This is a genomic window from Marinobacter iranensis (genome assembly GCF_029207565.1).
Lineage (GTDB): Bacteria > Pseudomonadota > Gammaproteobacteria > Pseudomonadales > Oleiphilaceae > Marinobacter > Marinobacter iranensis.
The window spans coordinates 75,033-100,561 of sequence record NZ_JANCMW010000013.1 but is presented as its reverse complement, the minus strand read 5'-3'; the positions used below and the strand labels follow the sequence as shown (position 1 = coordinate 100,561).

General features: G+C 58.0%; 25 protein-coding genes and 2 tRNA genes. 6 read left to right on the top strand and 21 right to left on the bottom strand.

Annotated features, from left to right (window positions below):
* Positions 1-2 precede the first annotated feature (2 nt).
* The 13 genes from NLU14_RS17915 to aspS form a co-directional block, all read right to left on the bottom strand.
* Positions 3-78, bottom strand: a tRNA-Lys gene (locus tag NLU14_RS17915).
* Between the two features lie 67 nt (positions 79-145).
* A tRNA-Lys gene (locus NLU14_RS17910) sits at positions 146-221 on the bottom strand.
* A gap of 84 nt (positions 222-305) precedes the next feature.
* Positions 306-1,079: a tol-pal system protein YbgF gene (ybgF, locus tag NLU14_RS17905; RefSeq protein WP_275709112.1), complete on the bottom strand. Its 774-nt coding sequence runs from the start codon at positions 1,077-1,079 to the stop codon at positions 306-308.
* A gap of 12 nt (positions 1,080-1,091) precedes the next feature.
* On the bottom strand, positions 1,092-1,670 hold the full coding sequence (pal, locus tag NLU14_RS17900; RefSeq protein ID WP_275709110.1) for a peptidoglycan-associated lipoprotein Pal: 579 nt from the start codon (positions 1,668-1,670) through the stop codon (positions 1,092-1,094).
* 72 nt (positions 1,671-1,742) lie between these two features.
* Positions 1,743-3,008, bottom strand: a complete 1,266-nt coding sequence (gene tolB / locus NLU14_RS17895) for a Tol-Pal system beta propeller repeat protein TolB (RefSeq protein WP_275709248.1) — start codon at positions 3,006-3,008, stop codon at positions 1,743-1,745.
* Between the two features lie 77 nt (positions 3,009-3,085).
* Entirely contained in the window at positions 3,086-4,105 is a 1,020-nt protein-coding gene (tolA, locus tag NLU14_RS17890) for a cell envelope integrity protein TolA (RefSeq protein WP_275709108.1), read from the bottom strand.
* A gap of 24 nt (positions 4,106-4,129) precedes the next feature.
* Positions 4,130-4,576 (bottom strand): protein TolR, encoded by a 447-nt coding sequence (gene tolR / locus NLU14_RS17885; protein ID WP_275709106.1) that lies wholly within the window; start codon positions 4,574-4,576, stop codon positions 4,130-4,132.
* A 43-nt stretch (positions 4,577-4,619) separates the two neighbouring features.
* Positions 4,620-5,309 (bottom strand): protein TolQ, encoded by a 690-nt coding sequence (tolQ, locus tag NLU14_RS17880; protein ID WP_275709104.1) that lies wholly within the window; start codon positions 5,307-5,309, stop codon positions 4,620-4,622.
* 14 nt (positions 5,310-5,323) lie between these two features.
* Positions 5,324-5,767 carry a tol-pal system-associated acyl-CoA thioesterase gene (ybgC, locus tag NLU14_RS17875; protein WP_275709102.1) on the bottom strand — a complete coding sequence of 148 codons (444 nt, stop codon included), beginning with the start codon at positions 5,765-5,767 and terminating at the stop codon, positions 5,324-5,326.
* Positions 5,760-6,788, bottom strand: coding sequence for a Holliday junction branch migration DNA helicase RuvB (ruvB, locus tag NLU14_RS17870; RefSeq protein ID WP_275709100.1), 1,029 nt, complete (start codon positions 6,786-6,788; stop codon positions 5,760-5,762). Before ruvB ends, ybgC begins: the two co-directional genes overlap by 8 nt.
* A gap of 143 nt (positions 6,789-6,931) precedes the next feature.
* On the bottom strand, positions 6,932-7,564 hold the full coding sequence (gene ruvA, locus NLU14_RS17865) for a Holliday junction branch migration protein RuvA (RefSeq protein WP_275709098.1): 633 nt from the start codon (positions 7,562-7,564) through the stop codon (positions 6,932-6,934).
* Between the two features lie 42 nt (positions 7,565-7,606).
* Positions 7,607-8,137: a crossover junction endodeoxyribonuclease RuvC gene (ruvC, locus tag NLU14_RS17860; protein WP_275709096.1), complete on the bottom strand. Its 531-nt coding sequence runs from the start codon at positions 8,135-8,137 to the stop codon at positions 7,607-7,609.
* Between the two features lie 18 nt (positions 8,138-8,155).
* On the bottom strand, positions 8,156-9,961 hold the full coding sequence (aspS, locus tag NLU14_RS17855; RefSeq protein ID WP_275709094.1) for an aspartate--tRNA ligase: 1,806 nt from the start codon (positions 9,959-9,961) through the stop codon (positions 8,156-8,158).
* Positions 9,962-10,357: 396 nt separating this feature from the next.
* Here aspS and fabR point away from each other — a divergent pair, with 396 nt between their 5' ends.
* Positions 10,358-10,981 (top strand): HTH-type transcriptional repressor FabR, encoded by a 624-nt coding sequence (gene fabR, locus NLU14_RS17850; protein WP_275709092.1) that lies wholly within the window; start codon positions 10,358-10,360, stop codon positions 10,979-10,981.
* Positions 10,982-11,016: 35 nt separating this feature from the next.
* Here fabR and NLU14_RS17845 read toward each other — a convergent pair whose 3' ends face one another.
* The 5 genes from NLU14_RS17845 to NLU14_RS17825 all read right to left on the bottom strand — a co-directional run bounded on the left by NLU14_RS17845 (position 11,017) and on the right by NLU14_RS17825 (position 15,405).
* A complete protein-coding gene (locus NLU14_RS17845; protein ID WP_275709089.1) occupies positions 11,017-11,454 on the bottom strand; it encodes an HIT domain-containing protein in 438 nt (145 codons plus the stop codon).
* 1 nt (position 11,455) lies between these two features.
* Positions 11,456-12,799, bottom strand: a complete 1,344-nt coding sequence (locus tag NLU14_RS17840) for a UDP-glucose dehydrogenase family protein (protein WP_275709087.1) — start codon at positions 12,797-12,799, stop codon at positions 11,456-11,458.
* A gap of 51 nt (positions 12,800-12,850) precedes the next feature.
* The gene (galE, locus tag NLU14_RS17835; RefSeq protein ID WP_275709084.1) at positions 12,851-13,834 is read right to left on the bottom strand and encodes a UDP-glucose 4-epimerase GalE; all 984 of its coding nucleotides are present in this window, start codon (positions 13,832-13,834) and stop codon (positions 12,851-12,853) included.
* Between the two features lie 9 nt (positions 13,835-13,843).
* On the bottom strand, positions 13,844-14,344 hold the full coding sequence (gene tadA, locus NLU14_RS17830; RefSeq protein WP_275709082.1) for a tRNA adenosine(34) deaminase TadA: 501 nt from the start codon (positions 14,342-14,344) through the stop codon (positions 13,844-13,846).
* Between the two features lie 275 nt (positions 14,345-14,619).
* Positions 14,620-15,405, bottom strand: coding sequence for a DUF899 domain-containing protein (locus NLU14_RS17825; protein ID WP_275709080.1), 786 nt, complete (start codon positions 15,403-15,405; stop codon positions 14,620-14,622).
* 186 nt (positions 15,406-15,591) lie between these two features.
* On the opposite strand from NLU14_RS17825, the gene NLU14_RS17820 reads away from it, so the two are divergent.
* Positions 15,592-15,927, top strand: a complete 336-nt coding sequence (locus tag NLU14_RS17820; RefSeq protein ID WP_275709078.1) for an N-acetyltransferase — start codon at positions 15,592-15,594, stop codon at positions 15,925-15,927.
* On the opposite strand, the gene guaA is transcribed toward NLU14_RS17820, so the two are convergent.
* Both guaA and guaB read right to left on the bottom strand, forming a co-directional pair.
* Entirely contained in the window at positions 15,908-17,485 is a 1,578-nt protein-coding gene (gene guaA / locus NLU14_RS17815; RefSeq protein ID WP_275709076.1) for a glutamine-hydrolyzing GMP synthase, read from the bottom strand. The genes NLU14_RS17820 and guaA overlap by 20 nt on opposite strands.
* 65 nt (positions 17,486-17,550) lie before the next feature.
* Entirely contained in the window at positions 17,551-19,014 is a 1,464-nt protein-coding gene (guaB, locus tag NLU14_RS17810) for an IMP dehydrogenase (RefSeq protein ID WP_275709074.1), read from the bottom strand.
* A 216-nt stretch (positions 19,015-19,230) separates the two neighbouring features.
* On the opposite strand from guaB, the gene xseA reads away from it, so the two are divergent.
* From xseA to NLU14_RS17795, 3 genes are all read left to right on the top strand, one after another.
* Positions 19,231-20,586 (top strand): exodeoxyribonuclease VII large subunit, encoded by a 1,356-nt coding sequence (gene xseA, locus NLU14_RS17805; protein WP_275709072.1) that lies wholly within the window; start codon positions 19,231-19,233, stop codon positions 20,584-20,586.
* A 111-nt stretch (positions 20,587-20,697) separates the two neighbouring features.
* Complete coding sequence (locus NLU14_RS17800; protein ID WP_275709070.1) at positions 20,698-22,578, top strand: propionyl-CoA synthetase; 1,881 nt, start codon at positions 20,698-20,700, stop codon at positions 22,576-22,578.
* A 314-nt stretch (positions 22,579-22,892) separates the two neighbouring features.
* Positions 22,893-23,102 (top strand): cold-shock protein, encoded by a 210-nt coding sequence (locus NLU14_RS17795; protein WP_008169155.1) that lies wholly within the window; start codon positions 22,893-22,895, stop codon positions 23,100-23,102.
* A 77-nt stretch (positions 23,103-23,179) separates the two neighbouring features.
* Here the strand turns inward: NLU14_RS17795 and leuA are convergent, their stop codons facing one another.
* Positions 23,180-24,877 (bottom strand): 2-isopropylmalate synthase, encoded by a 1,698-nt coding sequence (leuA, locus tag NLU14_RS17790; RefSeq protein WP_275709068.1) that lies wholly within the window; start codon positions 24,875-24,877, stop codon positions 23,180-23,182.
* A gap of 145 nt (positions 24,878-25,022) precedes the next feature.
* On the opposite strand from leuA, the gene NLU14_RS17785 reads away from it, so the two are divergent.
* A complete protein-coding gene (locus NLU14_RS17785) occupies positions 25,023-25,520 on the top strand; it encodes an Lrp/AsnC family transcriptional regulator (protein WP_275709066.1) in 498 nt (165 codons plus the stop codon).
* Positions 25,521-25,529: the final 9 nt, after the last annotated feature.

Genomic DNA, 25,529 nt, shown 5'->3' with positions numbered 1-25,529 from the left:
ATTGGTGGGTCGTGAAGGATTCGAACCTTCGACCAATTGGTTAAAAGCCAACTGCTCTACCAACTGAGCTAACGACCCATAACTGTCGGTTCGCATTCGAACCGGGAACAAAACGATGACTCAGCCCACCGGTTCGCTCGTAATTTGGTGGGTCGTGAAGGATTCGAACCTTCGACCAATTGGTTAAAAGCCAACTGCTCTACCAACTGAGCTAACGACCCAAACGAGGCGCATATAGTAATGATTTTTCAGCGCCGATCAACCCCTAATTCCCAGGTTTCTCAACATTCCTCGCGCCGGCATGATCAGCCGTTATTGGATTCGAGATACTTTTTCGCCAACTCGGCTGCGCTGGTGTTTGGATAATCACGAACCACGGTTTCCATACGCGCTCGGGCCTGGTCCTTATTGCCCTGGCGGTCCAGGGTGACACCAAGCTTGTACACGGCATCCGATGCCTTGCGGTGATCGCCATAGCGGGTGGCAACAATGGTAAATGCCTGCCGGGCCTGCTCAAGCTGGTTCTCGACCAGATACACCTCACCCAGCCAGTAATAAGCGTTTACCGTCAGGTCGCCCTCTTCGTACTTATCAATAAAGTCGTACAACCCATTGATCGCCTGGTCGTAGTTCTTTTCCTGATGAATCAGGGACTGAATTTTCTGGTAGGCGCTTCTCTCTTCCTCGGAGGGTTGGCGGTAGATTTTGGTCTTCACGCCCGATTCACCCGCTTGCCCGGAAGGATCGCCGGTCCCGGCGCCGGCGGCAGGGGCTTCCGCCACCTTTTCCGACAGCTTCAGGATTCGCTGGTCGAGATCAATATAACGGTCACGCGACTGTTTGGTGAGTCGGTCGATAAGATTGCGCTGCTCTTCAACCCTGCCCTGCAACCGGCGAATTTCGCCCTGCAGCTGTTGGATCATATAGAACAGTTCGGCATTGGCCTGACTGTTACCAGCCTTTCGTTCGGCCTCGGACGCATTGTCCTGGAAAACCGGAGAAACGGATTGCGCCAGGGCGCTGCCCGCCTGCCCAAAGGCAAGCGGGAGCAACACTGTCGCCATGAGCAGATGTCTCATGGAGTTCGCCTGTTACTGGAAAACGAGTTCAACGCGACGGTTCTGAGCCCATGCACTCTCGCTGGACCCCATAACCGCCGGCTTCTCTTCACCGTAGCTGATGGTTTCCGTCTGGGCACGGGAAGCACCGTTCACAATGAGGAAACGCTCAATGGCATTGGCACGACGCTCGCCAAGGGCCAGGTTGTATTCCTTGGTTCCGCGCTCATCGGCATGGCCTTCAATGCGAACATTCTGACCAGGGTTGGCTTGCAGGTACCGGGCGTGTGCAACAAGCACTTCGCGGGCTTCGGGCTTGATTTCAGCGGTATCGAAATCAAAGTAGAAAGTGGTGATATCACGCATGGCTTCCTGCTCGGCGCGCTCCGCGCGTTCCTCGGCCTCACGGCGCGCCTCCTCAGTCATCTCGGATGAAGACACTCCGCCGTCGTCGTCACCGCCATAAACGGTGCTGCCACCTTCCTGATCCACCGCAGACACGTCAGAGCCATACGCACCATCTTCAGTGGTTTCGCCGGTGCTGCTGCAACCAGCAATCAGGCCAAGGGACAGAACCATGGCAAACAATTTGTGGTGAGCTGTTACTTTCATAATCACTTCCTTCCTTATTGATAGTTTGTTGTACCTGAATACAAACGAACCTGTTCGGTTCGGAGTTCCGGTTTACCGAACGATCGGTGACCACGCCGGTTCGCGTACGTCACCCTCCGAAGCCGGCAAACTATAGGCTGCACCGCCGTCCACGGCAATTACAGTTAGTACACTGTTGCCATCCTGCTTCGTTGCATAAATCAGCATCCGGCCATTTGGCGAGACACTGGGCGACTCATCGGACTCGGTCCGGGTAAGGATAGTCTCCTCCTCTGTCTGCAGATTGGTCCGGGCTATATGAAACGCCTTATCCCTCTGGTGCACATAATAGACGTACTTGCCGTCATTGTCCGGGCGTGGCCGGGCGTTGTAACGGCTACCAAAGGTAATCCTGCGGGGCTCCGCCTCCTCACTGGATTTGTGATAGATCTGGGGTCCGCCGGAACGATCAGACGTGAAGAAGAACCCTTCACCGGTATGATCCCAGGCCGGTTCGGTATCAATTGACCAGTGGTTGGTCAACCTCTTGAGTGAACGGCTCTGGATATCCATTTTGTAGATTTCAGCGTTGCCATCCTTCGACAGTGTCAACAGCAGTGAGCGGCCGTCCGGAGAAAAGGCTGGCGCAGAGTTCAAGCCAGGAAAGTCAGCAACACGGGTGCGGTTGCCCGATGAAAGCTCATGGATGTAAATAGCCGGCTTCCCGGTTTCAAACGACACATAGGCGAGTTTCTCGCCATCCGGTGACCAGGCCGGAGAAAGGATGGGCTCATCACTTTCAAGGCGCACCCGCGCCCGCTTCCCATCCACATCACTGACCTGGAGCCGATACATGGATTCACCACCGGAACGCTGGAGGGTCACGTAGGCCAGCTTGGTGGAGAACGCACCGGGGACGCCGGTGATCGCTTCGTAGACCTTGTCGCTGATGTGGTGGGCAAGGCTCCGTGTGTTATTGACGGAGGAAGAAGCCGTCGCGCCAAGCAGTCGCTCCTCACGGTTCACATCGAACAGTTCGTAACGAGCCTCGATCTTGTCGCCCATGCGGGTCAGTTGCCCCACCAGAACATAGCGCTGGCCCAGCAGCCGCCAGTCGCGGAAATAAACTTCTTCGCCTTTCGAGGGCAGGCTGAGCATTTTCTCCGGGGCCAGCGGCCTGAACTCACCACTCATGGTCAGATCATCCCGAACGATACTGCTGATCTGGTCGCCGGCCGGCATCTCACCCGTTTCGGCAAATGGAACTACCGCCACCGGGATGGCGGAATCAGCGCCCTCTGTGATGCGTATCAGCAGCTCCGCGCTGGCTGTGCTGCTGCCAATCATCACTGCCAGCATCAGCAACCATATCGTCACCTTGCCTGGGCGCGTTGTACCTGTTCTTCTCCGGTTCGTCATCTGATTTCCCATTGTCCTTATCTCAACCGCCGGGGATTGAACTCAATCGTGAACTGGCGAAAGTACCTCTCAAAGGTATCCCGATCGTCGGGTATCGGGTAACGGTTCAGCGACTTCACCGCACCCAGTGCCGAATTATCAAACGCCGTGTTGCCACTGGTGGAGACAAGCTTTACGGAGGCAAGTTCACCCGTGGGCAGCAGCGTAATCTGTAGTCTTGCCGTCATTTCTTCTGTTGCCGAAGACGGCGGATACCAGGCTTGACTCAGGCGTTCACGAATCAGCGCCTGATACTTCTGGCTCTCTGACAGCATTTGCGCCTCTCGCGCCTTAGCTGCCGCTGCTTCGCGACGCCGCCTTTCTTCGGCCTCCCGCTCCTGCTGCGCCTCTTGAGCCAGGGCTTCCAGTTGCTGCTCTTTCAGCCGGCGCTCACGCTCCTCGCGCTTGCGTTCGGCTTCCAGCCGCTCCTGTTCTTCCCGGGCCTTGCGTTCAGCCTCTTCTTTCCTGCGCTGCTCCTCGGCGCGTCGCTTTTCCTCGGCCGCCTTCTTTGCGGCTTCTTCCTGTCGGCGCTTTGCTTCCTCTGCTTTCTGCCGCTCACGCTCCTTGGCTTCAGCCTCTGCCTTCTGGCGAGCAGCCTCCTCGGCTTTACGCTGCTGTTCCCGTTCCCGCTGTGCTGCTTCTTCCTGGCGCTTGCGTTCCTTTTCCTGCTCTATGCGGCGAGCCTCTTCGCGGGCACGCTGTTCTTCGGCTTCACGGCGTTCGGCCTCTTCCTGCCGTTGTCTTTCTTCTTCCTGTTGGCGCACTTCATCGCGGTCCGGCTGGTCCACCGGTTCCGTAATCGGGCTGGGTTCCGGCTCATTCTGCGTGATCAGGCGTGCCGAAATGCTCGGGGGCTGAGGGTCCTCCGATGGATCCGTCCAGGTCCAGCCAGCCAGCGCGACACCCAGAATCAGTCCATGCAGCAGGACCGACAGCGCAACGGGCGATTTCCATGGCGGCTGGCCCGTGCTGGTTACATCACGCTCATGACCTCTCACAAAAACCTGCCTGCTCTGCTGTACTTACTCATCAATGGTTGGCGCTTCGGTTATCAATCCGACATTCGACGCCCCGGCTGCCTGTAACTGGGCCATCAGACGAACAACAGTACCGTACTCCACGTGCTCATCACCCCGGACCAGTACTTCGCGGTCTGTACGCTGGGACAGGATTTTGGAGATCCGTTCACGAACGTCCGCCAGTGACATCGGGTCACTGCTTTCATCACCAATGTCCATGAAGTACGCGCCATTGCTGTCCACGGACACCACAATGGATTCCACGTTCTTGTCGGACTGGATCGGCTCGGAAGTGGTTTCCGGCAAGTCTACCTTTACGCCCTGGGTCAGCATTGGCGCTGTCACCATGAAAATAATCAACAGCACCAGCATGACGTCAATGTAGGGTACAACGTTGATTTCCGACATCGGTTTGCGGCGATGCGCCGGCATCATTCCCATGCCTTTCATGTTCCTGCCCTCCCGAGTCGCTGTCTGTTACTGGTGGTTTGCATCATGCCGATGATTGCTCGCTGCTGTGCACCCGGCGATGGAGAATGCTGGAAAACTCGTCAGCGAACGTTTCGTAGTTCTTCAGCAATGCGTCCGAGATGGAAGAAAAGCGGTTATAGGCAATAACAGCGGGAATCGCTGCAAACAGGCCCATGGCGGTGGCAATCAATGCTTCGGAAATACCCGGCGCCACCGTGGCCAGGGTCGCCTGCTGAACCTGCGCGAGCCCACGGAATGAATTCATGATGCCCCAGACGGTACCAAACAGGCCCACATAGGGACTGGTGGAGCCGACCGTGGCCAGAAAAGGCAGGTGCATCTCCAGCCGCTCCTGTTCCCGTGAGAAGGCCACACGCATGGCGCGTTGCGTGCCCTCCATGACGGCATCGGCATCACGGCTTTGCTGGCGCAGGCGGGAAAATTCCTTGAACCCGGCACGGAATAACGCCTCCATACCAGAGAAAGGCGTCGGGTTGCTGTTCACTTCCCGGTACAGTTGCCCAAGGTCCATTCCGGACCAGAACCGTTCCTCGAAGGCAAACTGGGCCTGCCGGGCCTGGCGGAAAACCTTCAGGCGCTGAAATATAAGCGCCCAGGAGACAATGGACGCCAGGGCCAGCAACAGCATAACCAGCTGAACCAGTACCCCGGCGTTGGCGATGAGATACCAAACAGAAACTTCTGACTCCACCTTTTACTCCTGGATTATTCCACTTGTGAATTGGTTTTCCGGTAGCTTTCCAGCACTTCCAGCATGTTTTCGGGAAGGCGCCGGGGGCGACCCGAGTTCAGCGACACGCAAGCCACACGCACGTCAGCCGATGCCAGTACCGTTTGGTCTGACTTGCGCATCACCTGCTGGCGAAAGTCCATCCATACGCGGCCAAACGCTATTGGCTCCGCGGTTACCCGCAACTCGTCGTCCAGTTTCGCCGGGGAACCGTAGTGGATCGACAGGCGCTGGACCACATAACTGATGTTGTCTGCCAGGCCCGCCCGCAGGCCGACGCCCTGACTGCGGACCCACTCGGTGCGAGCCCTTTCCATGTAGTGCAGGTACTTGGCATGGAAAACAATGCCGCCCGCATCGGTGTCCTCAATATACACTCGTACCGGCAGACCGAAGATTGGGTCACTGCACTCAGTCAAAGAGGTCCTCCCGCTTGGGCCTGGATGGCACAACGCCAAAATGCTGGTAGGCATTGGAGGTGACCATTCGCCCCCGGGGTGTTCGCACCATAAACCCCTGCTGGATCAGGAATGGCTCCAGCACATCCTCAATGGTGCCCCGCTCCTCACTGATCGCAGCCGCCAGGCTTTCCACGCCTACCGGGCCGCCGTCGAACTTTTCGATCATGGCCAGCAGCAGTCTCCGGTCCATGTGATCAAAGCCGAGTGCGTCCACTTTCAACATGTTGAGAGCCTGATCGGCAATGGATTCACTGATGCAACCATCCGCCTTTACCTCGGCAAAGTCACGCACTCGCCGTAGCAGTCGGTTGGCAATACGAGGCGTGCCCCGTGAACGTCTGGCAATTTCATAGGCTCCACTGTTATCAATAGTGACCGATGACAGGCGTGCGGAGCGGAGAATGATATCCGTCAGGTCCCTGGTGTTATAGAACTCCAGACGCTGGACAATCCCGAAACGATCCCGCAGCGGCGATGTCAGTAGTCCGGCGCGGGTAGTGGCCCCCACCAGCGTGAACGGTGGCAGGTCCAGCTTGATGGACCGGGCAGCCGGCCCCTCACCGATCATGATATCCAGTTGGTAGTCTTCCATGGCCGGATAGAGCACTTCTTCCACGGCGGCGCTCAGGCGATGGATCTCGTCGATGAAGAGGACATCGCCCTCTTCCAGGTTGGTAAGCATGGCGGCCAGGTCACCGGCCTTCTCGAGGACCGGCCCGGACGTGGTCTTGATGGACACGCCCATTTCATTGGCAACGATATTGGCGAGAGTGGTCTTGCCGAGACCGGGCGGGCCAAAGATCAGCACATGATCCAGCGCTTCCTGGCGCCCGCGCGCAGCGGAAATGAAGATTTCCATCTGTTCCCGCACAGCCGGCTGCCCCACATAGTCCGCAAGAACCCCGGGGCGAATCGCGCGGTCCTGCACTTCCTCGTATTGTCCGGCCTGGGCTGTAATCAGGCGATCCGATTCAATCATTGAACTACCCGCTCAGAGGAAATCAACAACATGCCTGTACACTCATGTGGGGCTTATTATGCCCCAATTGTACAAACGGCGCTTTTGCTGTCACGTTACGCTCTCTACACATACGGCGCCAGAACGCGGTTGATGACACGCGGTTAACGGGCGGGAATCATTGCTCGTAGCGCCAGCCGGATCAGTTCCTGGCTCGACGTACCCTTTTCCGCAACCTTGTTGACCGCCTTGGAGGCCTCCTGCGGCTTGTACCCAAGGGCGATCAGCGCAGCTTCCGCTTCTTCCCTGGGGTCATGGCCTGCCGCCACGCCGGTGCCGGTTGCACCCGAGCTAACCGTCGCATTTGACGACGCTGGTGTGAACTGCCCCTCAAGTTGCCCTATACGATCTGTCATTTCAATAAGCAGGCGTTCGGCGGTTTTCTTGCCGACACCCGGAAGTTTGACCAGGGCGTTGGCATCGCGCGCCTCAACGCAGCGGATAAACTGGTTGGCGTCGAGCCCGGAGAGAATCCCCGCCGCAAGCTTGGGCCCCACTCCGTTTACCTTGATCAGCAGCCGAAACAGGTCCCGATCCAGCCGGGACGAGAAACCGTAAAGGCTCTGGGCATCTTCACGTACAACAAAATGGGTATGGAGAACCAGCTCGTTACCGGTTTCAGGCAGGTTGAAAAAGGTGGTGTAGGGAATATCAACTTCGTAGCCCAGCCCGGCGCATTCCACCAGTGCCTGGGCGGGAGATTTCTCAATCAGGATGCCTCGGATACGACCAATCAACGGGTTTCTCCCTCGAATTCAATCTGGACTTCAATGAGTCTGTTATTGTCTTCTCACCCGGCCGCTGCGCACCTTGCCGCCACCACCGGAGGCCAGCCTCGCTACACTCTGGCTCATGTGGGCGTGGCAAAGCGCGATTGCCAATGCGTCGGCGGCATCAGCCTGGGGCTTGCGGGACAGCGCCAGTAACACCTGAACCATATGCTGGACTTGGGCCTTGTCGGCTCCGCCTTTGCCCACTACCGCCTGTTTTACCTGGCGGGCGGAATACTCGTGAACTTCCAGCCCGCTATTGGCGGCGGCCACTATCGCCGCTCCCCGGGCCTGCCCCAGTTTCAGTGCGGAATCCGGGTTGCGGGCCATGAACACCTGCTCAATGGCAAATTCCCCGGGCCGGTATTCACCAATCAACGTCGCCAGGCTGTGAAAGATGGTCTGCAGGCGTTCCGCCATGGGTTTCTCGCCAACCCGTATACAACCACTGTCGATGTACTCAATCACCCGGCCTTCGGCGCGGATAACGCCATACCCGGTAATGCGTGACCCAGGGTCGACCCCCATGATTATCGACACGTGGTTTCCTGAGCCCTTCTACTTGTTTTCTGACGATTCCGTTTCACTGTTCTCAGCCTTGGCTGCCGGTTTGCGGCGACGAATGTGAAGTTCGCGCAACTGCTTGTCATCCACTTCCCCGGGCGCCTGGGTCATCAGGCATGTAGCACTCTGGGTTTTCGGGAACGCAATCACATCGCGGATCGAGCTGGCGCCGGTCATCAGCATGATCAGGCGGTCCAGACCAAACGCCAGGCCACCATGGGGAGGGCAGCCGTACTTGAGGGCATCCAGCAGGAACCCGAACTTGGCACGGGCTTCTTCATGCTCGATACCCAGGGTGCGGAACACGCTTTCCTGCATTTTCTCATCGTGGATACGGATGGAACCGCCACCCAGCTCGGTGCCGTTCAGTACCATGTCGTAGGCACGGGACAATGCAGTCGCCGGAGACGCCTCCAGTTCCTCGGCGGAACAGGACGGCGCCGTGAACGGGTGGTGAATCGCAGTCAGGCTGCCGTCGGGTGTTTCCTCAAACATCGGGAAGTCCACCACCCACAGCGGTGCCCACTCGGATGTCAGCATGCTCAGGTCGTGGCCGACCTTGATACGAAGCGCACCCAGAGCCTCGTTAACCACGTTGGTCTTGTCGGCACCGAAGAACACGATGTCGCCATCTTCCGCACCGGCGCGTTCGATCACGGCCAGGGCAATGTCGTCACCCAGGAATTTGATGATCGGCGACTGCAGGCCTTCCACACCTTTCGACAGGTCGTTGACCTTGATGTAGGCCAGGCCCTTGGCACCGTAGATGCCCACATACTTGGTGTAGTCGTCGATCTGCTTGCGGGTCAGCTCGCCACCCTTGGGAACGCGCAGGGCAGCCACCCGGCCCTTGGGGTCGTTGGCGGGGCCGGCAAACACCTTGAAATCCACGCCGGCAACCAGGTCACCCACGTCGACCAGTTCCAGCGGAATACGCAGGTCCGGCTTGTCACTGCCGTAGCGCTGCATCGCCTCGGAATACGGCATACGTGGAAACTTGGGCAGATCCACTTCCATAACGTCCCGGAACAGGGAGCGAATCATGTCCTCATTCAGGGACATCAGGGTTTCCTCGTCGATAAACGAGGCCTCGATATCGATCTGGGTAAACTCGGGCTGACGGTCGGCACGCAGGTCTTCGTCGCGGAAACACTTGGCAATCTGATAATAACGGTCAACGCCGGACACCATCAGCAACTGTTTGAACAGCTGTGGTGACTGGGGCAGCGCGAAGAAAGAACCTTCGTGGGTACGGCTGGGCACCAGGTAGTCACGGGCACCTTCCGGGGTGGCGCGGGTCAGGATCGGGGTTTCCACATCCATAAAACCGTTGCTGTCCAGGAAGTTACGGACATAGCTGGTCACCCTTGAACGGAAACGCAGACGGTTCAGCATTTCCGGGCGGCGCAGGTCCACAAAACGGTACTTCAGGCGAACGTCCTCACCCACATCCACATGCTCATCCAGTGGGAACGGAGGCGTGGCGGCAGCGTTCAGAATGTTCAGTTGCTTGCCCAGCAATTCCACCTGGCCGGTGGGCATGTTGGCGTTCTCGGTACCGGCAGGACGACGGCGCACCCGGCCAGTCACCTGGATGACGAATTCACTGCGAACTTTTTCCGCCAGGGTAAAACTCTCGGGGGTATCCGGGTCGAACACCACCTGGGAAATGCCATCCCGGTCGCGGAGGTCCAGAAAGATCACCCCGCCGTGATCGCGGCGACGGTGAACCCAACCGCAAAGTGTGACTTCCTGATCGATGTGAGATTCGTTGATTCCACCGCAATAATGACTGCGCATACCGGTTCCCGTTAGGTTTAATGTGTTCGTGTTCGTCTGCGTCTAATTGTGCGAGCGAGCAGGCGGGGATGGCTTTCCGAAACACGCTGTGAATACATCCGTGTACGCTCGGCTCCGCCATCCATGGCTCCGCACGGTTTCGGAAAGCCATCCCCGCCTGCTCTGTCAGACCAAGTCGTGACCGCGAAAATTAACTGGCGAGGATACTGGATAAGCGCCGTATTATAAACATAATGACTACGAAAATCAGGCATCCGTGACTCTAGTGTCCCGTCTGGTTAATTCGCTGACCTACTGAGCCACTGAGAGCCTTGAGAGCAAGGCGCGAGACACTAGGTGAAAGTCGAACGTTTGAACGTTAAACTGGCTGCCCTTTATCACCTGTGGGAGCGTACCTTGTCAGCCAGAGCCGAACAAAAACTACGCACACGACGCGCTCTGATGGACGCAGCTCTGGCCCAGCTGAGTGCAGATCGTGGGTTTGGTAGTCTGAGTCTGCGCGAAGTGGCGCGGGAAGCCGGCATAGCGCCCACTTCTTTCTACCGGCATTTTACCGAACTTGATGAGCTCGGCCTTGCTTTGGTGGACGAAGGTGGCGTGGCCCTGCGGCAATTGATGCGCCAAGCCCGCAAGAGGATTGCGCGGGATGGCAGTGCCATCAGTACGTCGGTGGATACCTTTATTGAGTATCTGGAAAATAACACCAACCTTCTCAGGTTGATGCTGCGGGAAAAAACCGGGGTATCGAAGCCTTTTCGTACCGCCATCAAAGCGGAAATCGATCATGTGGTCACGGAACTGGCAGACGATCTGAACCGCTTCGCGGAGCAGCAGGGAAAACCTCTGTCCGAAGCGCGGCTGGTGGCGGAGGCCATGGTTACACTGGTTTTCAACCAGGGGGCAGAAGCTCTGGATGCCACGCCGAAAGAAAAAGAGGCGTTGAAGGCGAAACTGAAAAAAGAACTCCGGATGATCCTCCTTGGCTCACAGACCCTGGCCCGTGCCGCCCGCCGCAAATAAGCAATCACTAGCCAGTGCTTCAGTATCCCGTCTGGCTAACTCCCTGATTCAAGTGTTTTGATAACCGGCTCCAGCCTGCCGGTTACCGCCGCCAGCTCATCGGCACTGTACGCTTGCGGTGGCAACTTGCCCCACACCGGCCCCGGCCAGGCCGGGTCACCGTCAAAACGAACGATGTGATGAAGATGAAGTTGCGGCACCATATTGCCCAGTGCGGCGACATTCAATTTGTCTCCCCCAAACAATTCCATCATGCCTTCGCCAAGCAGGGAGGATTCCGCCAGCAGCTGCCGCTGTTGTTCCGGCGCCAGTTGATAAATCTCCCGTACACCCGCGACACGGGGCACCAAGAGAACCCAGGGCCAGTTGCTGTCGTTCATCAGCCGGATTTCGCACAACCTACTTTGCCCAAGGCTGACGGTATCCGCCGCAAGGCGCTCATGTAGCACAAACGACTGCCCCACCCCGCTCATATCAACCTCCGTGGAACTGGTTCCGGCCACGGCCAATGGCGTAATAGATCATGCCATGCCGCTCAAGCATTTCAGGCTCGTACAGATTACGGCCGTCAAACACCACAGGCTCTTTTAGCGTTGCCGCGATGGTTTCGAAGTCCGGCGAGCGGAATTCCTTCCACTCGGTACAGATCGCCAACACGTCCGCGCCTTTCAGAGCCTGCTCCTTGGTGCCGCACAGTGTCAGCCCCGGCTGATCGCCGAAGATACGCTGGGTTTCTTCCATCGCTTCCGGGTCAAAAGCCTGCACAATAGCGCCGGCATTCCAGAGGTCCTGCATCAGGGCGCAAGAGGAGGCTTCACGCATGTCGTCGGTGTTGGGCTTGAACGCCAGCCCCCAGATTGCGACAACCTTGCCCTTGAGCTCGCCGTTGAAATAGTGACTGATCTTGTCGAACAATACATGCTTCTGGGCGTTGTTCACGGCTTCAACGGCGTTCAGCAGCCGGGAGTCGTAATCACAGTCCCTGGCAGTGCGGGTCAGTGCCTGGACATCCTTGGGGAAGCAGGAACCACCGTAACCGCAGCCGGGATAGATAAAGTGATAGCCGATGCGTGGGTCGGAGCCAATGCCACGGCGAACGTTCTCGATATCCGCACCGAGCCGTTCCGCCAGGTTGGCGATCTCGTTCATGAAGCTGATCTTGGTGGCCAGCATGGAGTTGGCCGCATACTTCGTCAGTTCCGCGGAACGGATATCCATGAAGATCATACGGTCATGGCTGCGGTTGAACGGGTAATACACCTCGTGCAGCAGTTCCATGGCCCGCTCGCTGTCGGTACCCACGATAATGCGGTCGGGCTTCATGAAGTCGTTGATGGCAGCCCCTTCCTTCAGGAACTCCGGGTTGGAGACCACATCGAACTCAAGCTCCAGCCCACGCTTGTCCAGTTCCGAACGCACAGCAGCCTTGACCCTGTCTCCGGTGCCAACCGGCACGGTGGACTTGTCCACAACCACCTTGTAGTCGTCCATGTACTGGCCAATGGAGCGAGCCACCGCAGTCACGTACTGCAAGTCAGCGGAACCGTCTTCATCCGGTGGCGTGCCGACTGCGATGAACTGCAAGGTGCCATGAGCCACCGCTTCTTTGGTGTCCGTGGTAAAAGCAAGCCGGCCCGCCTCGACGGTATGCCTGACAATGGATTCAAGGCCCGGCTCGTAGATGGGAATATGACCGTTTTTAAGCTTCTCGATCTTGCCCTGATCCACATCCATGCACAGCACGTGATGGCCAACATCGGCAAGGCAGGCACCGGTAACAAGCCCGACATAACCCGTACCAAAAATAGTAATTTTCATTCGTTAAAACCCTGAAGTTAGCAATTCGTTTTGTGGCGGGACAGAACCGTATCAGCCCTGTTTGTCCTGCCAGATTTTCTCCCAGGCCAGTGCCGTGCCGACGATGGTATCCAGGTCGTCGTAATCCGGCTGCCAGCCAAGCACTTGTTTGATCCGCGAATTGTCCGCCATCAGCGCGGCAGGGTCCCCTGCCCGACGGCCGGTTTCCTGCACCGGAAAGTCTTTGCCCGACTTGCGCTTTACCACGTCGATAACCTCGCGCACGGTAAAGCCACGCCCGTAGCCGCAGTTCAGCACCCGCGACTCACCGCCATCGGCCATGTAGTCAAGCGCCATCACGTGAGCCTTGGCCAGGTCTTCCACGTGGATGTAATCACGGATACAGGTACCGTCGCGGGTATCGTAATCGGTGCCGAACACGCTCATGCCATTGCGTTTGCCAGTCACGCACTCACAGGCCACCTTGATCAGGTGCGTGGCTTCGGGTGTTGCCTGCCCCAGCAGCCCGTCCGGGTTGGCCCCGGCTACGTTGAAGTAACGCAGGATCACGTAATTGAGGGAGGACGCTGCAGCCAGGTCCATGATCATCCGCTCGCTCATCATCTTGGAGGCGCCGTAGGGATTGATCGGGGCCAGGGGCAGGTCTTCTGTCAGTACGGTTTCATCCGGCATACCGTAGACCGCTGCAGTGGAAGAAAACACCATGTAGGGTACCTGGTGGTCCTCGACGGCTTTCAGCAGATTCAGTGTGTTGCGGGTGTTGTTGCTGTAGTACTTGAGAGGATTCTCCACCGATTCCGGAACCACGATGTTGGCGGCAAAATGCAGGACCGCTTCAAAGCGATGCCGGCTGAAGAGGTCGGCAATGGCCTGCTCGTCCGCAAGGTCACCCACCACCAGCTCACCACAGGTGACGGCCCAGCGGTACCCAGTAGACAGGTTGTCGAACACCACAATGTCGTGCCCGGCTTCGCCCAGTTGCCTGACGACGTGACTGCCTATATAGCCGGCTCCGCCGGTCACCAGCACTTTCATGATCGGTATTCACTCCTTCCCTGAAAACAATTGCCTCCGACGACGGATATCTGCCCGTCGCCGTGCGAAAAACTCACTGATAATGCTACTGCACTGGTCCGCAAGAACACCCCCGACGGATTCAACACGCCAGTTCAGGTGCTCCTCTTCCAATGTTCGCCGGGCGGATTCCACGGCACCCGCTTTCGGTTCCGCCGCACCGTACACGAGACGGCTGACGCGACTGTGCACGATGGCGCCAACGCACATGGTGCAGGGTTCAAGGGTGACGTAAAGCGTGGCACCCGGCAACCGGTAATTTCCCGCCCGGCTGGCCGCATCCCGCAGTGCGCGGATCTCGGCGTGGGCGGTGGGATCACATCCGCTGATGGGGGCGTTAAAACCGGCGCCGATCTCCCTGCCGTCAAGCACCAACACGGCACCCACCGGAACTTCCCCGGCAGCGGCAGCCTGCCTTGCCAGTTGCAGGGCACGGCTCATCCAGGCTTCGTCTTCACCCGTGCCAGTCATGATTTCCTGCCCGGTCAATTCAGCGAATTACTCCAATCGATGGAAATCAACCGGAAAAATCCTGTGTTTTCGTTGGCTTATATTTAGTCATAGCGTCGACACCATGATCAAGAACTACTTGAGAAATTTGCCTGCATTATACCGAATGTGACCGGTCCCGGTAGCGCGCATAGATCGACGATGCAACCATCGGGTCGGTACTCCGAGGATAGCCGACCCCGCATCCGCGCATTGCTCTCTGTAGTAGCAGATATGGACATCGGGGAATTGACCGTTCAGGTCTTGTCGTATTCGTCACGCCGACGCCACCAGATGCCAGTCTCGTTGCGCCCCTTGGGAGCCCGATCGAGCCAATGATAAACGCCGAAGAAGGCATCCACGCCGCGCGCATAAGCCGAATAGGTGTGGTAGATAACGCCATCCTCTAGCGTGAATGTGCTCATACCTGGCCGGTCGCGATGATAGGCTGGTGCATCGACACCGCACATGGCCGCGAGCTTGGCCTCAGCCGCGTCGCCGCCGCCTTCCTCGCCAGGGCGCCACCGAAACGCGTTGCTCGTTGGCGCTTCAGCCCGATAGTTGTAGTCGATGCCTTTCTGCTGTTGGGCTTCCGTGAAGGAGACGTTGAAGTCGAAGTTGAAATCGTCGCCATTCGAGGAGGCCCAGGGGAAGGTCCATCCCATCCGCCGCTTATAGCCTTGCAGCTTTTCGAGCGGCGCACGCGAGACGGCCCACAGCATCACGTCGTGGTTCGCGAGGTGGACCGCAGATTTGTCGAAGGTGTCCGCGATCATCGAGCAGGTGGGGCAGCCGGCCTCCCAATCAGGCCCGAACATGAAATGGTAGACGAGAAGCTGGGAGCGGCCGCGGAACAAGTCTGCCAATGATGCATTCCCGTCGTCAGTCTGGAATGCATACGTTTTGTCGATGCGGACCCACGGTAGGGCCTGCCGCCGGCATGCTATCTCATCGCTCTTGCGGGTCAGTTCCTTTTCTGCTTCAAGCAGCTCCAGTCGCTCAGTGAGCCATTCTTCGCGTGATGCGGTTCTGTGATCGGTCATCGTCTTGCTCCATGCTCAGTTCGAACGCGCCGCTTTGGAAGAGTGCAATTCGCTTCGGCGGGCGCATGACACCGAAACGCTGCAGTTGTAGTCTCCTCTTCCGTCTTCTTCTATGCTGAGTGGAAGTCTAATGACCGATGGGCCGGTGGTGAGAGTTACAAATCTGTCGCGAATTGAAGGGACTCGTTGATCACGCTCGAACGGCATGGCGACCGACTCAATGCCGCCCATGCTGGCCATCTTGCAGTTCGCTATTTTCTCCTGATCGGGAGTCTTGATGAGGTAAAGCAGTCGGAATCGGAGGTTTGTTCTTGCGGGCGACTACTGGGGATCGGCCACGGCTCGGCATTGCTCGAAAGCCACGCTTCAACCTTGATCAACAAGGGTGCTCCGGCCCTTGGAATAGACCCGCACCCCGACAACTGCGGCGCCATCCGCGCCTATGAGAAGGCGAACTTCAAATTAGTAGGCGGCCCGATGGAAACGCCCAGCATAGACTGGATCATTCCCACTCAATGGTAGCAGGTGGCTTGGAGGAAACATCGTAGGTTACCCGGGATACGCCCTCAATCTCGTTGATAATGCGGTTCGACACCGTTTCCAGCAGATCGTATGGCAGGTGCGCCCAACGTGCGGTCATGAAGTCGATGGTTTCCACGGCACGCAGTGCGATAACGTATTCATAGCGGCGTGCATCCCCCACGACCCCTACTGACTTGACCGGCAGGAAGACCGCGAAGGCCTGGCTGGTCTTGTGGTAGAAGTCGGCACGGTGCAGTTCTTCCAGGAAGATGGCATCGGCGCGACGCAGGATCTCGGCGTATTCCTTCTTGACCTCGCCCAGGATCCGTACACCCAGACCGGGCCCCGGGAACGGGTGGCGATACACCATGTCGTAAGGCAGGCCCAGTTCAAGCCCGATGCGACGCACCTCGTCCTTGAACAGCTCCCTCAAGGGCTCCACCAGCTTCATTTTCATGGTTTCCGGCAGACCGCCCACATTATGGTGGGATTTAATAACGTGGGCCTTACCGGTCTTGGAGGCGGCGGATTCGATCACGTCCGGGTAGATGGTGCCCTGGGCCAACCAGTTCACGTCACGGATATTGACGGCTTCTTCATCGAACACGTCGATAAAGGTGTTGCCAATGATCTTGCGCTTCTTCTCCGGGTCGTCCACACCCTTGAGCTTGGACAGGAACAGGTCTTCCGCATCTACGCGAATCACCTTCACGCCCATATTGCTGGCAAACATGTCCATCACCTGATCGCCTTCGTGCAGGCGCAGCAGGCCGTTGTCCACGAACACACAGGTCAACTGGTCGCCGATGGCTTTGTGCAGGAGTGCCGCAGTTACGGAGGAGTCAACACCACCAGACAGTCCCAGCAGTACCTTGCCACTGCCAACCTGGTTGCGGATCTGCTCGACAGCATCATCGACAATCTTTGCCGGAGTCCACAATGCCTCACACTGGCAGATATTGAGGATAAAGTGTTCGAGGATGCGCTTGCCCTGAAGGGTATGGGTCACTTCCGGATGGAACTGCACCCCGTAAAGGTTGCGCTCAAGGTCCTGCATGGCAGAAATGGGAGCGCTTTCCGTCGACGCCAGCAACTCAAAGCCCTCCGGCATTACAACAACCTTGTCGCCGTGGCTCATCCACACATCCAGCAAAGAGTCGCCAGTGGCGGTCAGGTGATCGGTGATGTCCTGCAACAGTGGGCCCTTGGCCCGCACCTTGACCTGGGCATAGCCAAATTCACGCTTCTCTGAACTTGCCACACGGCCGCCGAGCTGTTCCGCCATGGTCTGCATGCCGTAGCAGATGCCGAGCACCGGGATGCCCTTCTCGAACAGCCCTTCCGGTGCCCGGGGGCCGCCCAATTGGGTGACCGACTCGGGGCCACCCGCCAGGATAATACCCTTGGGATTGAAGTCCTTCAGTTCCTGATCGGTGATATCAAAGGCCTTGATCTCACAATAGACACCGATCTCCCGAACGCGGCGCGCGATGAGCTGGGTGTACTGGGAGCCAAAATCGAGAATCAGAATACGGTGGTCGTGGATGTTATGGGCCATGAAATCCTCGGAGCAGAAAGAAAAAGCGCGACTCACTCAGTGAGCCGCGCCCGAAACGACAATGGTCAGCCGATACGGTAGTTGGGCGCTTCTTTGGTGATCGTCACGTCATGGACATGGCTCTCACGCATGCCCGCGTTGGTTATGCGGACGAATTCCGGTTTAGTGCGCATTTCCTCCATGGTGGCGCTGCCGGTGTAACCCATGGAAGCGCGCAGGCCACCCATCAACTGGTGAACAATATTCCGCATCGGCCCCTTGCAGGCCACCCGGCCTTCGATACCTTCCGGTACCAGCTTCTCAATGCCCTTGCTGGCGTCCTGGAAATAGCGGTCACTGGAGCCCTGCCCCATTGCGCCAATGGAGCCCATGCCACGGTAGGCTTTGTAACTACGGCCCTGGAACAGTTCCACTTCACCCGGTGCCTCATCGGCACCGGCCAGCAGGCTGCCGATCATGACGCTGTAGGCGCCAGCGGCGATAGCCTTGGAAATATCACCAGAGAACCGAACGCCGCCGTCAGCAATCAGGGGCACGCCACGATCCTTCAGTGCAGCCGCCACGTTGGAAACGGCGGTGATCTGGGGTACGCCAATACCAGCGACGATCCGAGTGGTACAGATGGAACCGGGACCGATTCCCACTTTGACGGCGTCCGCGCCCGCATCCGCCAGGTCGATGGCTGCCTCGGCAGTGGCAATGTTGCCTCCCACCACCTGGACTTCCGGATAGGTTTGCTTGATCCAGCGAACGCGATCAATCACGCCCTTGGAGTGTCCGTGGGCGGTATCCACTACAATGACATCAACACCAGCCTCCACCAGTGCCGCTACGCGGGCTTCGGTGTCGCCGCCGGTTCCGACAGCGGCACCGGCGCGAAGACGGCCCTGCTCGTCCTTGCAGGCCAGTGGGTAATCCTTCGCCTTCTGGATGTCCTTGACGGTGATCAACCCACGCAACTCAAATTCATCGTTGACCACAAGCACCTTTTCGATGCGGTGACGGTGCAGCAGTTCCTTTACATCATCCAGGTTGGCGCCTTCCTTTACCGTTACCAGTTTGTCCTTGGCGGTCATGATGTCGGATACCGGGGTATCCAGCCGGCTCTCAAAACGGATATCCCGGCCGGTTACGATGCCCACCAGATCCCGGCCATCCACCACCGGCAGGCCGGAGATGTTGTTGGCCATGGTGATGTCCACCAGTTCCCGAACCGTGGTGTTCGGCGTGACGGTGATCGGGTCTTTCACTACGCCGCTCTCGTACTTTTTCACCTTGCGAACCGCGGCTGCCTGCTTTTCAACGGACATGTTCTTGTGCATGATGCCGATGCCACCCTCCTGCGCCATGGAGATAGCCAGGTCTGCTTCGGTAACGGTATCCATCGCCGCTGATACCAGCGGAATATTCAGGGTGATACCTTTGGTCAGCTGGGTTTGCAGGCTGACCTGGTGAGGAAGGACCTCTGAACGTCCTGGAACGAGCAGTACATCGTCAAAGGTGAGGGCTTCTTCGGCAATTCGCAGCATTGGGATCCGCCTTTTGAACATGCTAGATTGGAGGATTGCGGTGCCGTATCCGGCAAGGTGCGGCAAAGCAAAATCCTTAATCGACCTATTATAAATGGGCCTTGGTTGACAGTAAACCGGCGTTATTCACCTACCGGGTTGCATCTTTTTGAATTTTCGCTATTTTTACCCTCCAATTTTCGGCATATGCGTATACGGCAACGAGGAGCACCTCCCTTGGACAGCGGCTTCCAGGATTCCCGGCCCCGGGCACTGAGCGTCAGCGAACTGAATCACCAGGCCCGCCACCTTCTGGAAGCCAGCTTCATGCAGGTCTGGGTTGAGGGCGAGCTGTCCGGTTTCTCCCGCCCCTCATCAGGCCACTGGTACTTTTCCCTGAAGGACCGCAAGTGCCAGATACGCTGCGCCATGTTCCGGGGCTTCAACCAGCGGGTGAAAGAGGTCCCGAAGGAAGGCGAACAGGTACGTATCCGCGGCAAGGTCACCCTCTATGAAAACCGGGGCGACTTCCAGATTATTGTTGAGCATATCGAGCCGGCCGGCCTTGGCGCACTGCAGCAGGCCTTTGAGGAACTGAAGCGGAAACTTCAGCAGGAAGGCCTGTTCGATACCGCCCGTAAGAAGCCGTTGCCCACCACGCCCCGGCACATCGGTGTCATCACCTCGCCAACCGGCGCTGCCATCCACGATATCCTGACCGTACTGGCAAGGCGATGCCCGGCCATACCTGTGACCCTTTATCCCACTGCCGTGCAGGGCAAGGCGGCGACAGCCGATATTGTTCGCGCCATTGACCGGGCAACCCGCCACGGCGTTGCCGATGTACTGGTGATTGGCCGCGGCGGTGGCTCGCTGGAGGATCTCTGGTGCTTCAACGAGGAAGCCGTTGCCCGAGCCATTGCTGCATGCCCATTGCCAACAGTGAGTGCGGTTGGCCACGAAGTGGATGTCACCATTGCCGACTTCGTGGCTGACCTGCGGGCGCCGACACCCTCCGCCGCTGCGGAAAAAATCTCACCGGACCAGCAGGACTGGCTGCGGCAACTGCGGGAGCGGGAACTGCGCCTGGCCGGTGCCGCCAGCCGCGCCCTCAAGCGTATGGAGACCCGCCTTGAACACCTTTCCGCGAGGCTCAGGGACCCGCGGCGGGAGTTGATGGAAAAGGCGCAACGCATGGATGAGCTCGACCTGCGCCTTGGCAAGGCCATGAAACAGAGGCTCGAACGGGACAAGGTGCGGGCGGGACATCTCGGCCAGCGTCTGCGGATGCAATCACCCGCCAAGCGCCTGGAAGAGAGCAAAAAAAGCATCAGTCAGCTTTCCGAGCGGCTTTCACGGGTGGCAGGCCAGGCCATCGCCCAACGTCAGGAGCGCCTGGAGCACCTGGCACAGACCCTCCATGTCGTCAGCCCCCTGGCAACCCTCGGGCGCGGTTACGCGATTGTACAACAGGAAAACGGCGAGATTGTTCGCCATGCCGGGGACCTTCAGCCCGGCGACAAAATCACCGCCCGGGTTGCCAGCGGTCACCTTGAAGCAAACGTGACCTCAATCAATTCCGATAGCCAATAACTGTCAAAAAGACAGAAACTTAGCCTATGGTCTAGTAGTCCTACACCGCAAAGCGCCTAAAGTTGTGGGTAATGCAAAACACAACAACAATAGCGATGCGAGGTGGATGCTATGGACTACCATTCCGAGTTCAGGCAATCAATCAACAGGCCTGAAGAGTTCTGGCGCGGGAAAGCGTCGGCCATTGACTGGATGGAACCGCCAAAGACCATCTGGCAAGCCACCGACAATGGCCACGGACAGTGGTTTCCCGATGGCATCCTCAACACCTCGGATGTAGCACTGGACGCCAATATTCGTGCCGGCCGTGGCGAGCAGAAGGCACTGATCCATGACTCCCCGGTAACCGGCACCACCCGCTCCTACACCTACAACGAGCTCACCCGGGAGGTAGCAACCTTTGCCGGAGCCCTCCAGGATCGCGGCATCACCAAGGGCGACCGGGTCATTATCTACATGCCCATGATCCCGGAAGCAGTGATCGCCATGCTCGGCTGCGCCCGTATTGGCGCTGTCCACTCCGTGGTGTTTGGCGGCTTTGCCTCCCACGAACTGGCTGTTCGCATCAACGATGCCACACCCAAGGCCGTGATCACGGCATCCTGCGGCATTGAGGTGAAGAAGGTCATTGAGTACAAGCCCCTGGTGGACAAGGCCATTGACCAGGCTGAACACAAGCCGGAATGCTGCATTGTATTCCAGCGCCCACAGGTTCAGGCCACACTACGGGAAGGCCGGGATTTCGACTGGAACGAACTGGTCAGTCAGGCCAGCCCGATTGATCCGGTACCTGTCCGCGCCACCGATCCGCTCTATATCCTCTACACCTCCGGAACCACTGGCAAGCCAAAGGGCGTTGTCCGCGACAATGGCGGCCACGCCGTCGCCCTGCGCTACAGCATGCACCTGGTGTACGACGCCAGCCCCGGAGACGTCTATTGGGCTGCATCAGATGTAGGTTGGGTGGTTGGCCACAGCTACATTGTTTACGGGCCACTGTTTGCTGGCTGCACCACTATCCTTTACGAGGGCAAGCCGGTAAAAACTCCGGACGCTGGCGCATTCTGGCGCGTGATCCAGAACCACGGCGTGAACCTCCTGTTTACCGCCCCGACAGCCTTCCGGGCCGTGCGCAAGGAAGATCCGGAGGCCGATCAGCTGTCCCGTTACGATATCAGCTCCCTGAAACGCATTTTCCTGGCCGGCGAACGCCTCGATCCGCCCACCTATGAATGGCTGAAGGAGCACACCCGCCTGCCAATACTGGATCACTGGTGGCAGACTGAAACCGGCTGGGCGATATGCTGCAACCCGGTGGGCATCGAAATGATGACGACAAAACCTGGTTCCGCCACGCTTCCCTCACCCGGCTTCAACGTTCAGGTAGTGGATATGGAAGGCAGCCAGGTTCCGGCGGGCGAACAGGGCCAGATAGCCGTAAAGCTGCCACTGCCTCCTGGCTGCATGACAACTGTCTGGGGCGATGACGACCGATTCCGCAAAACGTACCTGGAACCCATTTCCGGCTTCTACAGTTCCGGCGACGGTGGCTTTGTGGATGATGACGGCTACGTGTTCGTGATGGGGCGTACCGATGACGTCATCAACGTAGCTGGTCACCGCCTGTCCACCGGCGAGATGGAGGAAGTGGTTGCAGCCCACCCGGCTATCGCGGAATGTTGCGTGGTGGGCACCCACGATGGCATGAAGGGCCAGGTTCCGGTGGGCCTTGTTCTGATCAAGGACGGTGCGACGATTGACCACGACGAACTCGAGGACGAGCTGATTGAGATGGTCAGGGAGAAAATCGGTGCCATCGCCTGTTTCCGCAGGGCGCTGGTAGTGGACCGATTGCCAAAGACCCGTTCCGGCAAGATCCTGCGCCGCGTTATCCGCCAGATTGCTGATGGTGAAACCTATTCGGTACCCAGCACCATCGACGATCCGGCGATATTGGAAGAGATCAGCGAACAGTTCAAAAACCGACAGTGATGGCCTGTCACCAAGTGGAGCCAGCTTCGTGAAAGCGTGCCTGTTTGGTGACAAGCTTATGACAACTTGTTGTTTTTGCGGCTTAAAAAACTTAATTAAAGTGCTAAAAAAAGCGTTGACGGACTCCCAACTCGGTCTATACTGAAATTGCTGTGAAAATACAGCGGTATTTGGTGAATGCGTTTCAACGTCCTGCCGAAGTGCTCTTCGTTGCCCCTTTCCTCAGTACTTTCTGAATTTTTACAGCACCGGTAATCCCACAGGAACACCGATGGTCCCGTGAGGGCAAAATTTCAGAAATACAGGAAAGATCAATGTCAGATACAAAAACAGGCCACGTAAAGTGGTTTAACGAGTCCAAGGGCTTTGGCTTTATTGCCCAGGACGGTGGCAGTGACGTTTTCGTTCACTATAGTGCAATCAACGCAAGCGGCTTCCGCACCCTGACCGAAGGTCAACAGGTGCAGTTTACCGTAACCCAGGGCCCGAAAGGTCCCCAGGCGGAGAACGTAACCCCGGTCTGAGGTTATGCGACCCCGCCCTATGCCCCTCACGGGCACAGGGAATCTGGGAAAGCCGGCAAATGCCGGCTTTTTCTTTGTCAGGCGTTCGCCTCTACCGATTCCTCACTGGAAACCTGCTGCCGATCACGATCGACCACCTGGGATACCGCCGAGAACAGCGCCTGAAGTGTCGCAGAAGTAGTGTCCTCCGCCAGAGCCGCCGCACTGCAGTGCTGGCCATCCACCGTCACCCGGATACAGGCAAGGGCGTTGGCATTGGTACCTTCCCCCAGGGCAAATTCGTCATACGCTTCCACCGCCAGGGTCACACCGTATTCCGACTCCAGTGCCGCTGACACAGCTTCCACCGCGCCAAGGCCGTGCCCTTTCAGGGTAACCGGGCTGTCTTCGGCCCCGATACGGACAACGGCATTGACTCCCTCATCGTCACGGTGAAGGTCATAGGATCTCAACTCCCAGGCCTTGGCCACCGTCAGGTAGCGCTCCTCAAACAACTTGTGAATGGTCAGCGAATCGATCTCGCCACCGTTGGTTTCCGCCTCGCGCTGAACCATCTTGCTGAACTCAATCTGCAACCAGCGTGGCAGGCTGATGTTGTAGTCCCGCTCCAGCACATAGGCCACCCCCCCTTTGCCGGACTGGCTGTTGATGCGAACCACTTCTTCGTAACGGCGGCCAAGGTCCCGCGGATCAATGGGCAGGTAGGCCACGTGCCAGCTTTCCCCTTCCTTGCGCCTGGCCAGGCATTTACGGATGGCATCCTGGTGGCTGCCGGAAAAGGCGGTAAATACCAGTTCCCCGGCGTAAGGATGGCGCGGGTGCGTGGATATTTCGGTACAGGCCTCCACCACATCGGTGATCTCGGCCATGCCGGAAAGATCCACTGTGGGGTCGATGCCCTGGGAATAGAGGTTCATGGCCATGGTTACCAGGTCCATATTGCCTGTGCGCTCACCATTGCCCATCAGCGTGCCTTCCACCCGGTCTGCCCCGGCCATAACCGCCAGCTCTGCAGCTGCCACACCGCAACCACGGTCGTTGTGGGTATGAACGCTGATGCTGATGTGGTCACGGTAACGGACATGATCACAGATCCATTCGATCTGGTCTGCAAACACGTTGGGCGTAGCCATTTCCACGGTGGCCGGCAAGTTGATCACTACCGGCTGGCCCTGGTCCGGGCGCCAGACTTCGTTCACTGCATCAATCACTTCCGCCGCGTAATCCAGCTCCGTGCCGGTGAAGCTTTCCGGCGAATACTGGAAGGTCCACTCGGTATCCGGATACTTGGCGGCATTGGCCTTGACGATCCGGGCGCCGTTCACGGCGATGTCCTTCACGCCCGCCCGGTCCATGCCAAATACCTGCTCCCGCTGGACCGTGGAGGTTGAGTTGTACACATGCACGATGGCCTTGCGGGCGCCTTTCAACGCTTCATAGGTGCGCTCAATCAGTTCCGGACGGGCCTGGGTGAGCACCTGGATATGCACATCTTCCGGAATCCGGCCCTCTTCGATCAGTTTGCGGCAGAAATCGAAATCCGGCTGGCTCGCGGCGGGAAAGCCAATCTCGATTTCCTTGAACCCCAGTTTCACCAGCAAATCGAACATCCGCTGCTTCTGGGCCACCGACATCGGCTTTACCAGCGCCTGGTTGCCGTCCCGGAGGTCCACCGCACAGAAGCGCGGGGCCGTGGTGATGACCTTGTCCGGCCAGCGGCGATTGGTTTTCGCCACCGGCGTGAACGCAACGTATTTACGATGATCAAATGCCATAGGGGTGATTCCTTGCTGTTCTACTGGGAATTCATTGACTGTGAATCAGGATAACGCTTCATGTGGGGAAAATGATTGCTTTTTTTCCCTTTGAAGACGCAGAATGGACATATTATTTCATGTATTAAAAGAAGATCGGCATTTTATGTCAATATCCGCCAAAGCACTTATCAAAATCGACAAGATCGACCGCAATATCCTTGAACAATTGCAACAGGATGGCTCCCTGACCAACCAGGAGTTGGCCGACAAGGTGGGCCTTTCACCCTCCCCCTGCCTGCGACGGGTTCGCGCACTGGAAGACGCGGGGGTAATTGTGCGGCAGGTAACCATCCTCGACCACAAGAAACTGGGACTGTCCCTCACTGCCATCATCCTTATCGGGATGGACCGGCACACTCCGGAGCGCTTCGCGGCCTTCGAGCGGCAGGTGGGTGAATACCCGGAAGTACAGGAGTGCTACCTGATCACCGGCCAGGATGCCGACTACATGCTGAAGGTGGTGGTACCGGACATGGACCACTATCACCACTTCCTGCTGAATCGCATTACCCGTATCCAGGGGGTCAGCGGGGTGCATTCCAGCTTCGTGCTTCGGCGGGTCATCGACAGTACGGCCCTGCCGCTTGGGTATCTTTCCTGACCTGTTGCA